Source organism: Rhizobium sp. R711, assembly GCF_002211365.1.
Classification (GTDB): domain Bacteria; phylum Pseudomonadota; class Alphaproteobacteria; order Rhizobiales; family Rhizobiaceae; genus Rhizobium.
This window is the reverse complement of sequence record NZ_LOKZ01000017.1, coordinates 34,433-47,783: the sequence shown is the minus strand read 5'-3', so window position 1 is coordinate 47,783 and position 13,351 is coordinate 34,433. Positions and strand designations below refer to the sequence as shown.

Sequence of the window (13,351 nt, the reverse complement as noted above, 5' to 3'; positions counted from 1 at the left end):
CAGGAGACGACCGCGGCGATGACCAAGCTGGATCTCTGCTAAAGCATATTTCTCACCGCTTTCCGCGTGACCGCTCGAACAATCAGTTAGGGCGCGCAACAGGCGCAAAAAGGCTGTTTCGTTAAAATTGTATTTTCTTCTTTGACAATTGCGCAAAGCATTCGTGTGAGGCTCCCATGGAAGAGGACCTAGATGAGCCAGGTTCAACGGAGACACGCGGGATGTCGATGCTTCGCGCCACCCACCTTGCGACCGTGAAATCCGCGGTCTACGAGACGCGCTGGGAACAATTCAACGTAAGACGGCCCGCGCGGATCGTTGCGGTTCGCCCCTGCCTCACTGGCATTTCCATCCGCAGTGCCGAGATCGTCGACATCTCACGCGGTGGCGCCACGTTTGTCGTTGCTTCGACCGCCGGCCTGCCAAAGCACTACTACCTCAATATCCTTGGCCTCGCCTATCGAATCGGTTGCGCGGAAGTTTATCGCAACAACGAACGCATCGGCGTGCGGTTCATCAATACGATCGACCCAGAAATCCTCCGCCGGGTGGTGCGCGCCGACTTTATGGCTGGCAACGTGGAAGCGCTCGAAGCCCGCGGATCCGTTCGCATATAAAATCGCCTACACTCGGGAATAATGTTTCTTGCCTTGGCAGCCGCAGGTCCTATTGTCGGTTCGATTTTTCACATCACTCAGGAAATCGCTCCAGCATGTCCGCCTTCTCGCGCTTCACGCCGCTTGCTAGCGCCCTTCCCTCCACTGTTCCTTTCGTCGGCCCAGAAGCGATCGAGCGCCAGCGCGGTCTTCAGGTCAAGGCGCGCATCGGGGCCAACGAGAATGGCTTCGGCCCTGCCCCGTCGGTGCTTGCGGCCATGCGCGATCAAGCTGGCGATATCTGGAAGTACAACGACCCGGAAAACTATGCGCTTAGGGAGGCACTTGCCAACTATCTTGGCGTCGGAATCGACACCATCGCGATAGGTGGCGGCATCGACGAACTGCTCGGCCAGATCGTACGCCTCGTTGTCGAGCCGGGGGCGCCTGTCGTGACGTCGCTCGGTGGCTATCCGACCTTCAATTTCCACGTTGCGGGCTTCGGCGGACGGCTCGTCACCGTGCCCTATGCCAGGGATCGCGAAGATCTCAACGGCCTTCTGGAAGCCGTCAAGCGCGAGAGCGCGCCTCTGGTCTATTTCGCCAATCCGGACAATCCGATGGGAAGCTGGTGGGATGCAGAAAGCATCGTCGCCTTTGCTCGCACACTACCGGAAACCACGATGCTGATCCTCGACGAGGCCTACAGCGAAACCGGTCCGGCCGGATCTCTGCCTTCGATCGACGCGCTCATCGATCTACCCAACATCGTGCGCACGCGCACCTTCTCGAAGGCCTATGGTCTGGCCGGCGCGAGGGTCGGCTACGTGATTTCGACACCCGGCACCGCCCGCGCGTTCGACAAGATTCGCAATCATTTCGGTATGAACCGGCTGGCGACGGCCGCAGCGCTTGCGGCGCTTAGGGATCAGGAATATCTCGCCGAGGTGGTGGGAAATATTCACCGTGCCCGCGACCGGATCGCTGGTATCGCCAAGGCCAACAACCTGCTTCCGCTTGCCTCTGCAACAAATTTCGTTGCGATCGACGCCGGACGCGACGGCACCTATGCCCGTGCGATCGTCGACGGCCTGATGCAGCACGGCGTATTCATTCGCATGCCAGGTGTTGCTCCGCTCAACCGCTGCATTCGCGTCAGTGTCGGACCGGATGCCGACATGGCGCTTTTCGAGGAAGCACTACCGCAAGTGCTGAAGACGCTGGGCTAACGCAAAGAACCGCGCCGGCCTTGTTCCTGCCGGTCACGGTTACTGTTCGTGGCATAGGCCTTGTCTAAAGCCCGCCAGCCCCTCTCTTTTGAGGTTGTTATTGGTTTCGCGCCCCGCGTTGGCGGGGAACGGTCCTTAGTGGACCGTCATCCATTCGCGAGCAGCCCGTAGTGCCTCTACGATCTGCATCTTGTCCATGCCCGCAGCGACATCAGCGCGAAGCTCGGCGGCGCGGTCGTTGCCTTTGATCGCCGCGATGTTCAACCACTTGTGAGCGGCGACCAGATCCACGGCACAGCCGCGGCCGGTCGCATACATCAGACCCATTTCGCAGAAGATGTCGGCGTTGTTCTCGCCACCCATGGTGGCCATTTCAGCATTGTGCATTTCAAAGCGTGCCATCGGTTTTGTCCCTGTTTAGCCTGTTGTCGACTTACCCTGTTTTACCTTCGGGGCCCGCCGTCTATCGCGGCTTTGGTACCCTTCGGTTCGGCGAGTTTGCCCCGCTCGTTTGATGGCTCCACTATGCCAACGCGCCTTCAAAAAACGCCTAAAATGCATGATTAATTTTGAGACAAACAAAGTGCAAATGCTTGGTAAAATTGGATTTTTGTTAAACATCGGATTCCCTGCCGATTAAGGATTTTCGACACAATTTTACGGAATATTCAGATCTGAAAATTAACCTTCCGTTCACCACGAAATCAGCTTCAAATAGCTGAAACGGAAGATTTCACCGCCTTGCGGTCACCAAAAACACTCGTTTTTAGCGGCAGAAACGCATTTACGTTTACGTTCGCGTCATATACTTTCCCGCCGGGACATTAGGGAGGAACGAATGATCCGCACACTTATTCTCGCTGGCGCAGTGGTGTTTGCCGCCGGAGCAGCACTCGCAGACGAACCGATCGTCGGTAATTGGAAGACGGCTTCGGGCGATACCGCCCACATTGCATCCTGTGGCGGCAGCTACTGCATCGTACTCAAGTCCGGCAAGTACGCCGGCAAGAAGATTGGAACGTTCGCGGGAAGCGGCGTCACTTATACCGGCCAGATCACGGATCCGGCCAATGACAAGACCTATAGCGGATCGGGCAACGTTCTCGGAAATTCGCTGAAGATGAAAGGGTGCGTCCTCAACGTGCTCTGCAAATCGCAGACCTGGACCCGCCTATAAAAGGACAAACATCAAGAAGCAGCGCCCGGACTAGCCGGGCGCTTTGTCTTATCCGTTGTCAGCGAGCGCGCTGATTGAAAAGGATCTTTTGCGCTTCCTTGTCATCGGCGAGATTGCTGCGCTCGCGCTCCTCCTTGCCGATCGCCGTACCGCGGATGACTGCTGGACGCGCCGTCACTGCGTCGAACCAGCGCTTGAGATTGGGAAACTCGTTGAGATCCTGCCCCTGCCTTTCGTAGGGGATTACCCAACCGATGCTCGCCATGTCGGCGATCGAATACTCGCCGGCGAGATATTCGCGCTCGGCTAGCCGTTTATTCATGACCCCGTATAGGCGGTTCACTTCGTTGGTATAGCGATTGATGCCGTACTCGATCTTCTCTGGCGCATAGCCGCGGAAGTGATGCGCCTGCCCAGCCATCGGACCCAATCCGCCCACCTGCCAGAAAAGCCACTCCTCGATCTGGACGCGTATACGCTCGTCTGCCGAATAGAATTTCCCGAACTTGCGACCGAGATATTGGAGGATAGCGCCCGATTCGAAAACGGAGATCGGCTCTCCGCCCGGGCCATCGGGATCGATAATCGCCGGCATGCGGTTGTTTGGCGCGATCTTCAGGAATTCAGGGGCGAATTGCTCTCCTCGGCCGATATTGACGTACTTGACCTCGTAGGGAACGCCGAGCTCCTCGAGCATGATGCTGATTTTCCAGCCATTCGGCGTCGGCCAATAATAAAGTTCAATCGGTGCGGTCATGAAAGTCTCCATTGCGGGACTCCTGACATAAGCAGCCTCGACCACGCTTCAAGCGCCCGATTTCCTGAACGCCTGATGAATTGTGATCTCAGCACCGGTTCAGCCACAACGTGGCAAAACTGTCTCAACGCTAAGGCGATACCGGGGCAAAGTCATGGATATGCTCATTTTGGCAAGACGCTTCACCATCATCACGCTGTTTGCGGCGGTCTTCGCCGTCAGCTTTTCGGCGGTCGTCAACCGCAATGCGGGCGGCGGTGTGCAGTCTCACTTCGGAGCCAACTATACCTGCGTCGACACAAGCAGCCCGTTCTGCAGAACAATCCGCTAATACCGCCCCTCTGCGGCGCCGAGCGGCGCCGCAGAGAAATCCATGCAATCTCCTCCGCCGCGTCGTTTGCTTGTTAAAAACAACACCCTATAATGGCGCATGAGCAAACGAATCTCTTCCCCCCTGGACATTTCGTCCCCCTCTCCTTTCATTCCGCAAACGTTCGACGACCCGGTCAACGCTGTCGACGTGCTGACTGAACTCTACGAGCGCAACACTACCTTCCTGATCGAAAGCTTTGCCAAGCTCGCCAAAGGCGCGCCGATAACATCGCGCTATCGCGCCTACTATCCGCAGGTCAGCATCGAGACGACCAGTTACGGCCACATCGATACCCGACTGTCCTATGGCCATGTCACCGCGCCCGGAATCTACACGACGACGATCACGCGACCACAGCTCTTCCGGCACTATCTGAAGCAGCAGCTTGGCCTGCTGATGAAAAATCACAACGTGCCCGTCATCGTCTCTGAATCGACAACGCCAATTCCGCTGCACTTTGCTTTCGGAGAGGGCGCGCATGTCGAGGCATCCGCGGCGGCCTTCATGGACATTCCGATGCGCGATTTGTTCGACACGCCGGACCTGAACACGACCGACGACGAAATCGCCAACGGCGAATACATTCCGCCGCCGGGGGAACCTTCGCCGCTTGCTGCCTTTACGGCGCAGCGCATCGACTATTCGCTTGCCCGCCTTTCGCACTACACCGCGACCAGCGCCCAGCACTTCCAGAATTTCGTGCTGTTCACGAACTACCAGTTCTACATCGACGAGTTCTGCGCGTGGGCACGGAAGCTGATGGCGGAGGGGGGCGACGGCTACACGGCTTTCGTCGAACCGGGCAACATCGTCACGCATGCGGGTTCCAATCAGCCCGAGACCGACGTTACGCTTTCACGCCTGCCACAGATGCCTGCCTACCATCTGAAAAAGAAGGGGCATGCCGGCATCACCATGATCAACATCGGCGTCGGCCCATCCAACGCCAAGACGATCACCGACCACGTGGCAGTGCTTCGCCCGCATGCTTGGCTGATGCTCGGCCACTGCGCGGGCCTGCGCAACAGCCAGCGCCTGGGCGACTACGTGCTGGCACACGCCTATATGCGCGAAGACCATGTCCTGGACGACGATCTGCCCGTCTGGGTGCCGATCCCGGCGCTGGCGGAAGTGCAGGTCGCGCTCGAGGGCGCCGTTGCAGAAATCACGGGTTACGAGGGCTTTGAACTGAAGCGCATCATGCGCACCGGAACCGTCGGCACGATCGACAATCGGAACTGGGAGTTGCGCGACCAGCGCGGCCCCGTGAAGCGTCTGTCCCAGGCTCGCGCTATCGCGCTCGATATGGAATCCGCGACGATTGCTGCGAACGGCTTCCGCTTCCGCGTGCCCTACGGCACCCTGCTCTGCGTATCGGACAAACCGCTGCACGGCGAACTGAAGCTGCCGGGTATGGCCACCGCGTTCTATCGGACACAGGTCAACCAGCATTTGCAGATCGGCATCCGTGCGATCCAGAAGCTTGCCGCAATGCCGCCGGAAGCGCTGCATTCGCGCAAGCTCAGAAGCTTCTTCGAAACGGCCTTTCAATAGGCCGTTTCGTTACTGGCGTGTGGCGGCAACCGCATTGGTAGCGAGTTGACGCTCATAACGCTCACCGGCAGTATCAAGCACGAGGGTAGCAACCGCCAGAAAGGCTGCAGCCGCGGCAAACCGGGTGATCACGGCCTTCGTCATCGGCAATTCCGTATCGGTCCGATGACGTGTTTTGCTCTGTTGGCGACCTGCTCGGATGCAGTTCGCCAACACAATCTCGAAAAGACCCATCGTCGTCACTCCACATTGTTGACGACACTTGGTCGAAGCCGGCATGCGCGTTTCGACCTGAACTTCCGCAAAAAGATTTTTTCGCTTCCTGTCGAAATCGCCCTAGGCTGATCGTCCAATGATTGTGACAGCCAGGGAGAACGAACGATGAAATATCTCTGCCAGGTATGGTTCGAGCCCGCGACGCTTGAAACCATGGCCGATGAGGAGAAGAGGAACCTCGACAGGGCGTCCGTTGCCTATGACGACGACCTAGTCGCCAGCGGGCATATGCTTACCGCGCACGCGCTGCAATCACCGAAGAATGCCGTAACTGTCCGCGTCCGCAACGACGAGATGTCTGTGACTGACGGACCTTACGCGGAAACGAAAGAGCAGCTCGGCGGCTTCATTCTGATCGACGCGAAAGATCTGAACGACGCCATTCGCGTTGCGGCCGGCATCCCACTCGCAAAGCTGGGATCAATCGAGGTTCGACCGATCTACGATATTCCGGTCCACAAATTGAGGGAGACGTCATGAAATATCTCTGCCAGATCTGGTTCGATACCGAGAAGAGCAAGCTCGTACCGCAGGAAGAGTGGGATGCGCTGACGCAAGAGTGCATCGCAAGCGATGACGATTGGCGAGACCGCGGCGTCATGCAGGTCGCGCTTGCCCTACACGCGCCCGAAACGGCCGTAACCCTGCGTCTGAAGCAAGGCGTCACAACGGCAACCGACGGCCCCTTTGCCGAAATCAAGGAACACCTCGGCGGCTTCGTGCTGATCGAAGCCGCGGATATGGAGGAAGCCAAGGCGATCGCCTCGACGCTCCCGATACTGAAGTATGCCTCGATCGAGATTCGCCCCGGCTATTCCATCAAAGACGGAAGGTGATGTCATGCGTTATGTTTGCCTAATCTACAATTCGGCTGACATCGACGGCCGCCAGACGGCGGACGAAACCGAGGCCGTCGTTCGCGCCCATTTCAGCTTTGATGGAGACCTGCGCGATCGCGGTGCGCTGATCCATGCCGATGCGCTCGAAACGCCCGACAAGGCAGTCGTATTGCGGGTGCGTACGAACGAGATCAGCATGACGGACGGTCCTTACGTCGAAACGAAGGAGCATCTGGCTGGCGTCTATGTTATCGATGCCTCGGATATGGATGAGGCCACCGCAATCGCCGCTGGAATTCCCTGCGCACGAATTGGTGCCGTGGAAGTCCGCCCCGTGCGGTTGTTGACATTGCCGGAGTAGACCTTGGAACGTCTGATCGAGGATATCTACCGATCGCAGTCTCGCCGCGTGCTAGCGACGCTCATCCGTCTCCTTGGCGACTTCGACAGGGCCGAGGAGGCCTTGCACGACGCGTTCGCGGCCGCTGCGCGCGCATGGCCTCGCGATGGGATTCCGGCAAACCCCTTCGGCTGGCTTGTTTCCGCCGGACGGTTTCGCGCGATCGACCATATCAGGCGCCGGTCCCGTTTCGATATGTCTGTAAAAGATATCGAGGAGAGTTTGTACGGATCTTTCGACGAAACGGAGATCGGCAACATGGACCTTATCGAAGACGACATGCTCCGCCTGATCTTCACGTGCTGCCATCCAGTCATACCGGCTGAGGCGCAAATGGCGATGGCTCTCAGGGAAATATGCGGACTGACGACCGAAGAGATCGCACACGCGTTTCTCGTCCCCGCCCCCACCGTGGCACAGCGTATCGTGCGGGCGAAGAACAAGATTCGCACGGCGAAAATTCCTTACGAAGTCCCCGAGCGCGACGAATTGCCCGAGCGGCTCGACCGGGTGCTGCATGTCATCTATCTGGTTTTCAACGAGGGGTATTCCGCATCGTCCGGCAACGAAGTCGTCCGGGCCGACCTGACCTCAGAGGCCATCCGCCTGACACGGTTGCTGGCGCGCCTCCTGCCGCATCCCGACGTTTCGGGATTGCTTGCTCTTCTCCTTCTCCAGGATTCGCGCCGCGCCGCCAGGCGAGGCTCGGCGGGAACTCTCATTCTTCTGGCCGATCAGGATCGCAAGCTTTGGGACCGAGAGAAGATTCGCGAGGGTCTCGCACGCCTCGAGGGAGCGATGCGGAACGGCGAGGTTGGCGTCTACACGCTACAGGCAGCCATCGCCGCAGAGCACGCGCAGGCCGAAACGCCTGAGAAGACGGACTGGCGGCGCATCGTCAGCTACTACGATCTTTTGCTGTCGGCTCAGCCGTCGCCGATTGCCGAACTCAACAGGGCAGTCGCAGTGGCCATGGTGGAGGGAGCCGAAAGAGGTCTGCAACTCGTTGACGCGATCCTGCAGGCAGGTGAGCTGGAGGGCTACCACCTGGCGCATTCGGCTCGTGCCGATTTTCTAAGGCAACTGGGACTGAAGGCGGATGCGGTTGCTGCATACGAGGCAGCCCTGAGGCTATGTCAGCAGATGCCCGAGCGGGCATTCCTGAAGAAGCGAATCTCAGAGCTTTCGGCTGCGACCGAGCGGCAGTGATATTGCCGTCCCTGTCAGGGCCGAGACGATGATCAGCAGATGCGCATTGATGCTTGCCTGCGCCAAGGCAGCGAGGGCGGTCTTTTCACTGGACGCCCCGAGGGCGATGGCGCCGGCGGTTATCCCGGCAGGATAAGTTCCGACGCCACCCGGAGCGTGCACCGGGAGCACTGAAGAGAGTTCGCCGCCCAATGCCCCGCCGAAGCTTGCGGCCATCGGCAAAACACCCATGAGGTTTAGAGCCCAAGCAAGGACCAGCACCTTGACGAGCCAGTTGATGACGGTCATCGCCCAGGCACGGGTGAAGGCCGCTGCATCCACTGGAAGTCCCCTCTCGATTTCGACCACGAGCTTCTGCGCCTTGATTGGCAGCAGCCGACTCGAAAGCCGCAACAACGGTTGCCTGAATGCGAAAGCAGCTACTGGAAGCGCCAGAAAAATGGTCCAAACAAGCCATGCGATGATCTGGTGCGGTGACGCGATTGCAAAGCCTATGCCGGCGGCAGCCAGCAAGGCGTGCAGATCGAGCAAACGCATGACCAAGAGCGCGGAGGTACCACGCGCCAGCGGGATACCGAACTCGGTACGCATCAAGACCGGAAAGCTCGTCTCGCCCGTTCGAAACGGGAGCATGATGTTCAGAAGGTTGTGAATCTGCGTAACGCGGAAAAGCACCTTGAAGCGACCGGCCGTCTCCCGCGGGAAATAATCGTAGATGCGCCAGGTCCTGAGGAAGTAGGTGCTGGTGAGCAAAATCAGGGCGCTGACAACCGGGATTGCGCCCACTTCTGCCCATTGACCGAGAATGACCGGCCAGCCCCAGAACCACTGGATGAAAAGCGCATAAGCCGCCACGACTGTCACCGTGAGCAGCGTCATCCGATTGCGGATAAACCAGGATTGTCGGCTGGCTACAACCGGAAACTTCATATAGTAGGCTTTCCTGACTATCGCGGCGAAAGCCGCCTGCGGCCGTGCGCCTTGTAGGAGAAATCAAACGTGCAGACAACGGTAGACTCGCGTCAAGGCCTCGTGGAAGCGTTGCGGCCGGTCGAATTGTCGTTGGTTGTGCCTGTCTTCAACGAAGAAGAGAGCGTCGGCCCCCTTATCGATCGTATCTGCGTGGCCATGGCAAATTATCCCGACCGCTGGGAGCTTATCCTGGTGGACGATGGCAGCACGGATGCGACGCTAGCAAATGCCCGCAAGCATATCGGCCGCGAGGGGCTTGTCCTGCGGATCGTCGAATTGCAGCGCAACTTCGGCCAGACCGCCGCTATGCAGGCAGGCATCGACGCCGCCACAGGGCGGTTGATCGCCACCATGGACGGCGACCTTCAGAACGACCCGAAGGACATTCCGTCGATGGTTGCCGAACTCGAGCGCCGCCAGCTCGATCTTCTGGTTGGCTGGCGCAAGAACCGTCAGGATGGTCTGCTGCTGCGCAAGATCCCGTCCTGGTGCGCCAACTACCTGATCGGACGCATTACCGGCGTGAAATTGCACGACTACGGCTGCAGCCTGAAAATCTACCGTGCCTCGATCATCAAGCAGGTGAAGCTGATGGGCGAAATGCATCGCTTCATCCCCGCTTGGGTCGCTGGCGTCGTGCCGAGCTCGCGCATCGGCGAGATGGTCGTGACCCACCATGCCCGTCAGCACGGACAGTCCAAGTACGGCATCTCGCGCACGTTCCGCGTTATCCTCGACCTGCTCTCGGTCATGTTCTTCATGCGCTACAAGGCACGGCCAGGCCACTTCTTCGGCTCTTTGGGCCTTGGCCTTGGTGCAATCTCGGCGCTGATCATGCTGTATCTGTTCGTCGACAAATTCATCCTCGGCAACGATATCGGCACCCGCCCGATGCTGATGGTCGGCGTCGTCTTCATGCTTTCCTCGGTCCAACTTATCACGACCGGCATTCTCGCCGAGATGATCGCTCGCACCTACTATCGTGACGACGCCTCACCGAACTACATCGTCCGACAGGTCTTCGACGGAAGTGAGAATGCGTAATCTGCTGACCCGCAAGCCGGACACCGTCGTTCTTCTGCTGGCCGCATATTTCGTTGTCAGCTTCGTCGTCCGTCTGCTGGTCCCAAACGGCCTGCGAGTGGATGAATCCCAGCAAGCTTTCTTCTCACAGTGGCTTGTGGCCGGCTACGACACCCAGCCGCCACTCTACAATTGGGTCCAGGCAGTGGTCGTGTCCGTGTTCGGATTGTCGGTCGTAACGATTGCCGCGGCCAAGAACCTGGTCCTGTTTCTTCTTTTCCTAAGCTACTACAAGCTCGCAAAGCTGGTTCTTGGCGACCGCTTGTTTGCCGCCATCGCGACGCTTTCACTGTTCACGATTCCGCAGATTTTCTGGCAAGCACAAAGGGACCTGACCCATACGGTCGCCCAGATGCTGATGATCAACCTGCTTCTTTACAGCATCATCAAGACGCTGAAGGCGCCTTCGCTGCTTTCCTATGTGATGATCGGTATCGCGCTCGGACTCGGCATGTTGACGAAGTACAACTTCACGCTCGTCGTATCTGGAGCCCTTATTGCGGTTCTCCTGCATCCGGAAGGCCTGAAGCGGCTGCTCGACCGACGCTTCCTGCTGTCGCTGGCTATTGCGGTTCTGATCTTTCTGCCACACGGCCTTTGGCTACTCGATAATCTTAGCCTCGCAGCAACCCGCACACTGCATACTATGGGGCAGGAAGCGCCGAGCGGTTCATTGGCGAAGCTCATCAAGGGTCCAACCGAATTCTTCGGGCAGATCCTCGTGATCATGGCGCCTCTCGTCGCGGTTTATGCGATCATCTTCGGTAAGAAGTTTCTCCTGAATTTGCGTCCGACGACTGTCTGGGCTCACTTTTTCGACACCCTATTCCTGGCGATTGGTCTGCAAGTTTTGTTGCTGGTTTTCGCCATCGGCATAACCTCCATGCGCGACCGATGGGTGCTACCCTTCCTGTTCCTGATGCCGATCGCGTTCTGCCTGAAGATGCAGGCGCGCGGAATTCGAGCGAACGATATCGCGAAGCGCTTCCTTGTCGTGCCGCTCGCCGTGATGATAGTCGTGCCGGCGCTGGTTTTCGTCCGTGCGAACGTACCGACGCTTTTCGGCCGACCTGAGGCCTACAATGCGCCTTACGAGGAATTCGTCGGCAGGATTCTTGCCGAGGAAGGTAAGCGCCCAGGGCTAGTGTTAACCGATGGCTGGCTCGCATCCGGCAACCTGCGTCTGCAACTGCCCGACGTCCCGACGCTGTGCACGTTTTTCGGCAATCTGGAGGTCGACTACGAGTGGACGGCCGAGAAGCCAATCCTGGCCGTCTGGCTCACCTCCGAAGAGGAAGCGGCCTTGCAACCGGAATTGGATGCATGGGTGCAGACAAACCTTGGCCCCCAATACTCGGACGTGGCGGTGAAGCACATGAGCGTCGGGTATATTCGCGCGCGACCGGAAGACCAGCGTCTCTTCGGTTACGCCTGGATCTATCCGCGGTAACTCGTCGCGCCGCCTAATTCCGCAGTTCTTTCCATGCGGCATCAAGCGCGATCTTCGTGATACGCGCCATCTCATCCACCTCGTCATGCGTGATGACGAGTGGCGGTGAAGCCAGCATCCTGTCCCCGGTTGCGCGCAGAACAAGTCCGTTTGCGAGCGCGTGGTTACGTACGAGGGCGCCAGCGGCATCCGGCTTCTGGAAACGGGCGCGGCTTGCCTTGTCGGCAGTCAGTTGCAGCGCGCCCATGAGGCCGACATTTACTGCCTCGCCGATGAGATCGTGATCGCCAAGCGCGCTCCAGACCTTGCCAAAGTAAGGGCCTATGTCCTGACGAACGCGCTCGACCAGCCTTTCGTCCTCGATAATGCGGAGATTTTCCAGAGCCGCGGTGGCACAAACCGGATGACCGGAATAGGTAAAGCCGTGATTGAAATCCCCGACCTCACCGATCAAAACGTCAGCGATACGGTCGCCGACGAGCACGCCGCCAATCGGGAGGTAGCCCGATGAAAGTCCCTTGGCGATTGGCGCTAGATCAGGCTCGACACCGTAGTACTGGTGGCCGAACCATTCCCCGAGGCGTCCGAAACCGCAGATCACCTCATCGCAGACCAAAAGGATGTTGCGCGCCTTGCAGATCCGGGCGATCTCCGGCCAGTAGGTGTCAGGCGGGACGATGACACCCGCAGCACCCTGGATCGGCTCAGCCACAAAGGCCGCTACAGTCTCCTCGCCGAGTTCATCGATCTTGGATTCCAACTCCCGTGCAACTTCCAGGCCGAACTCAGCCGGAGACAATTCTCCGCCCTCACCGTACCAGTAAGGCTGTCCGATATGCACGATGCCCGGTATCGGCAGGTCGCCCTGCTCGTGCATGTATTTCATGCCGCCGAGACTGGCGCCGGCAACCGTTGAGCCGTGATAGCCATTCTTGCGGGCGATGACGATCTTCTTCGAAGGCTTGCCGACCGCGCTCCAATAGACCCGTGCCATCCGGAACCACGTGTCGTTCGCCTCGGAACCCGAGCCCGTGAAGAAAACATGATTGAAGTGCGGTCCAGCGTGGGAGGTGACCTTTTCGCCGAGCAACGTCGTCGGTGTCGTCGTCGTGCCGAAGAAGGTGTTGTAATAGGGCAGTTCGTTCATCTGGCGGGCAACGGCGTCGGTAATCTCCTTCCGCCCATAACCGACATTGACGCACCACAACCCTGCGAAGCCATCCAGATAGCGCTTGCCGTGGCTATCCCAGATGTAGACGCCCTCGCCGCGTTGGATGATGCGAGTACCGTCGGCATTCAGCTTCCCCATGTCCGAGAAAGGATGCAGATGATGGGCCGCATCGATAGCAGCGAGGTTGGAACGTGTGTAAGTATCGGACATGATTTGCAAATCACCTTCGGAGATTGAAAGCCTCTTTCCAATAGGTTACGACCTT

Annotated in this window: 16 protein-coding genes; 11 read left to right on the top strand and 5 right to left on the bottom strand. The window is 58.6% G+C overall.

The features are described from left to right. Positions 1–221: 221 nt before the first annotated feature. Together ATY80_RS17180 and ATY80_RS17175 are read left to right on the top strand one after the other, a co-directional pair. Complete coding sequence (locus ATY80_RS17180) at positions 222–617, top strand: pilus assembly protein PilZ (RefSeq protein WP_088693583.1); 396 nt, start codon at positions 222–224, stop codon at positions 615–617. Positions 618–712: 95 nt separating this feature from the next. Further along, entirely contained in the window at positions 713–1,825 is a 1,113-nt protein-coding gene (locus ATY80_RS17175; protein ID WP_088693582.1) for a pyridoxal phosphate-dependent aminotransferase, read from the top strand. 135 nt (positions 1,826–1,960) lie between these two features. Here ATY80_RS17175 and ATY80_RS17170 read toward each other — a convergent pair whose 3' ends face one another. Next, positions 1,961–2,227: a sel1 repeat family protein gene (locus ATY80_RS17170; protein WP_088693581.1), complete on the bottom strand. Its 267-nt coding sequence runs from the start codon at positions 2,225–2,227 to the stop codon at positions 1,961–1,963. Between the two features lie 436 nt (positions 2,228–2,663). Here ATY80_RS17170 and ATY80_RS17165 point away from each other — a divergent pair, with 436 nt between their 5' ends. Further along, positions 2,664–3,002 (top strand): DUF2147 domain-containing protein, encoded by a 339-nt coding sequence (locus ATY80_RS17165; protein ID WP_088693580.1) that lies wholly within the window; start codon positions 2,664–2,666, stop codon positions 3,000–3,002. A 58-nt stretch (positions 3,003–3,060) separates the two neighbouring features. On the opposite strand, the gene ATY80_RS17160 is transcribed toward ATY80_RS17165, so the two are convergent. Further along, entirely contained in the window at positions 3,061–3,759 is a 699-nt protein-coding gene (locus ATY80_RS17160; RefSeq protein WP_088693597.1) for a glutathione S-transferase N-terminal domain-containing protein, read from the bottom strand. Between the two features lie 154 nt (positions 3,760–3,913). Here ATY80_RS17160 and ATY80_RS29005 point away from each other — a divergent pair, with 154 nt between their 5' ends. After that, a complete protein-coding gene (locus ATY80_RS29005) occupies positions 3,914–4,090 on the top strand; it encodes a hypothetical protein (protein WP_189637183.1) in 177 nt (58 codons plus the stop codon). A gap of 99 nt (positions 4,091–4,189) precedes the next feature. Then, positions 4,190–5,686, top strand: coding sequence for an AMP nucleosidase (gene amn / locus ATY80_RS17155; protein ID WP_088693579.1), 1,497 nt, complete (start codon positions 4,190–4,192; stop codon positions 5,684–5,686). A gap of 9 nt (positions 5,687–5,695) precedes the next feature. Here amn and ATY80_RS30045 read toward each other — a convergent pair whose 3' ends face one another. Continuing rightward, positions 5,696–5,830 carry a hypothetical protein gene (locus tag ATY80_RS30045; protein ID WP_280950692.1) on the bottom strand — a complete coding sequence of 45 codons (135 nt, stop codon included), beginning with the start codon at positions 5,828–5,830 and terminating at the stop codon, positions 5,696–5,698. 237 nt (positions 5,831–6,067) lie between these two features. Here ATY80_RS30045 and ATY80_RS17145 point away from each other — a divergent pair, with 237 nt between their 5' ends. From ATY80_RS17145 to ATY80_RS17130, 4 genes are read left to right on the top strand one after another with little or no spacing between them, the layout of a single operon-like run. Continuing rightward, entirely contained in the window at positions 6,068–6,442 is a 375-nt protein-coding gene (locus tag ATY80_RS17145; protein ID WP_088693577.1) for a YciI family protein, read from the top strand. Continuing rightward, entirely contained in the window at positions 6,439–6,798 is a 360-nt protein-coding gene (locus ATY80_RS17140; protein WP_088693576.1) for a YciI family protein, read from the top strand. Before ATY80_RS17145 ends, ATY80_RS17140 begins: the two co-directional genes overlap by 4 nt. A 4-nt stretch (positions 6,799–6,802) precedes the next feature. Further along, positions 6,803–7,162 (top strand): YciI family protein, encoded by a 360-nt coding sequence (locus tag ATY80_RS17135; protein ID WP_088693575.1) that lies wholly within the window; start codon positions 6,803–6,805, stop codon positions 7,160–7,162. A gap of 3 nt (positions 7,163–7,165) precedes the next feature. Further along, positions 7,166–8,410, top strand: a complete 1,245-nt coding sequence (locus ATY80_RS17130; protein WP_088693574.1) for an RNA polymerase sigma factor — start codon at positions 7,166–7,168, stop codon at positions 8,408–8,410. On the opposite strand, the gene ATY80_RS17125 is transcribed toward ATY80_RS17130, so the two are convergent. Continuing rightward, positions 8,378–9,340: a lysylphosphatidylglycerol synthase domain-containing protein gene (locus ATY80_RS17125; RefSeq protein ID WP_088693573.1), complete on the bottom strand. Its 963-nt coding sequence runs from the start codon at positions 9,338–9,340 to the stop codon at positions 8,378–8,380. The two genes, ATY80_RS17130 and ATY80_RS17125, sit on opposite strands and share 33 nt — an antisense overlap. A gap of 69 nt (positions 9,341–9,409) precedes the next feature. Between ATY80_RS17125 and ATY80_RS17120 the strand changes: the two genes are divergently transcribed. Further along, a complete protein-coding gene (locus tag ATY80_RS17120) occupies positions 9,410–10,426 on the top strand; it encodes a glycosyltransferase family 2 protein (RefSeq protein WP_088693572.1) in 1,017 nt (338 codons plus the stop codon). Further along, a complete protein-coding gene (locus ATY80_RS17115; protein ID WP_088693571.1) occupies positions 10,419–11,915 on the top strand; it encodes a glycosyltransferase family 39 protein in 1,497 nt (498 codons plus the stop codon). Before ATY80_RS17120 ends, ATY80_RS17115 begins: the two co-directional genes overlap by 8 nt. A 13-nt stretch (positions 11,916–11,928) precedes the next feature. Here ATY80_RS17115 and ATY80_RS17110 read toward each other — a convergent pair whose 3' ends face one another. Beyond that, the gene (locus ATY80_RS17110) at positions 11,929–13,296 is read right to left on the bottom strand and encodes an aspartate aminotransferase family protein (protein ID WP_088693570.1); all 1,368 of its coding nucleotides are present in this window, start codon (positions 13,294–13,296) and stop codon (positions 11,929–11,931) included. Positions 13,297–13,351 lie beyond the last annotated feature (55 nt).

Coding starts and splice junctions, on each gene's coding strand:
- ATY80_RS30045 (WP_280950692.1), bottom strand. CDS start 5,830: ATGACGAAGGCCGTGATCACCCGGTTTGCCGCGGCTGCAGCCTTTCTG.
- ATY80_RS17125 (WP_088693573.1), bottom strand. CDS start 9,340: ATGAAGTTTCCGGTTGTAGCCAGCCGACAATCCTGGTTTATCCGCAAT.
- ATY80_RS29005 (WP_189637183.1), top strand. CDS start 3,914: ATGGATATGCTCATTTTGGCAAGACGCTTCACCATCATCACGCTGTTT.
- amn (WP_088693579.1), top strand. CDS start 4,190: ATGAGCAAACGAATCTCTTCCCCCCTGGACATTTCGTCCCCCTCTCCT.
- ATY80_RS17160 (WP_088693597.1), bottom strand. CDS start 3,759: ATGACCGCACCGATTGAACTTTATTATTGGCCGACGCCGAATGGCTGG.
- ATY80_RS17180 (WP_088693583.1), top strand. CDS start 222: ATGTCGATGCTTCGCGCCACCCACCTTGCGACCGTGAAATCCGCGGTC.
- ATY80_RS17170 (WP_088693581.1), bottom strand. CDS start 2,227: ATGGCACGCTTTGAAATGCACAATGCTGAAATGGCCACCATGGGTGGC.
- ATY80_RS17145 (WP_088693577.1), top strand. CDS start 6,068: ATGAAATATCTCTGCCAGGTATGGTTCGAGCCCGCGACGCTTGAAACC.
- ATY80_RS17175 (WP_088693582.1), top strand. CDS start 713: ATGTCCGCCTTCTCGCGCTTCACGCCGCTTGCTAGCGCCCTTCCCTCC.
- ATY80_RS17165 (WP_088693580.1), top strand. CDS start 2,664: ATGATCCGCACACTTATTCTCGCTGGCGCAGTGGTGTTTGCCGCCGGA.
- ATY80_RS17110 (WP_088693570.1), bottom strand. CDS start 13,296: ATGTCCGATACTTACACACGTTCCAACCTCGCTGCTATCGATGCGGCC.
- ATY80_RS17115 (WP_088693571.1), top strand. CDS start 10,419: ATGCGTAATCTGCTGACCCGCAAGCCGGACACCGTCGTTCTTCTGCTG.
- ATY80_RS17135 (WP_088693575.1), top strand. CDS start 6,803: ATGCGTTATGTTTGCCTAATCTACAATTCGGCTGACATCGACGGCCGC.
- ATY80_RS17140 (WP_088693576.1), top strand. CDS start 6,439: ATGAAATATCTCTGCCAGATCTGGTTCGATACCGAGAAGAGCAAGCTC.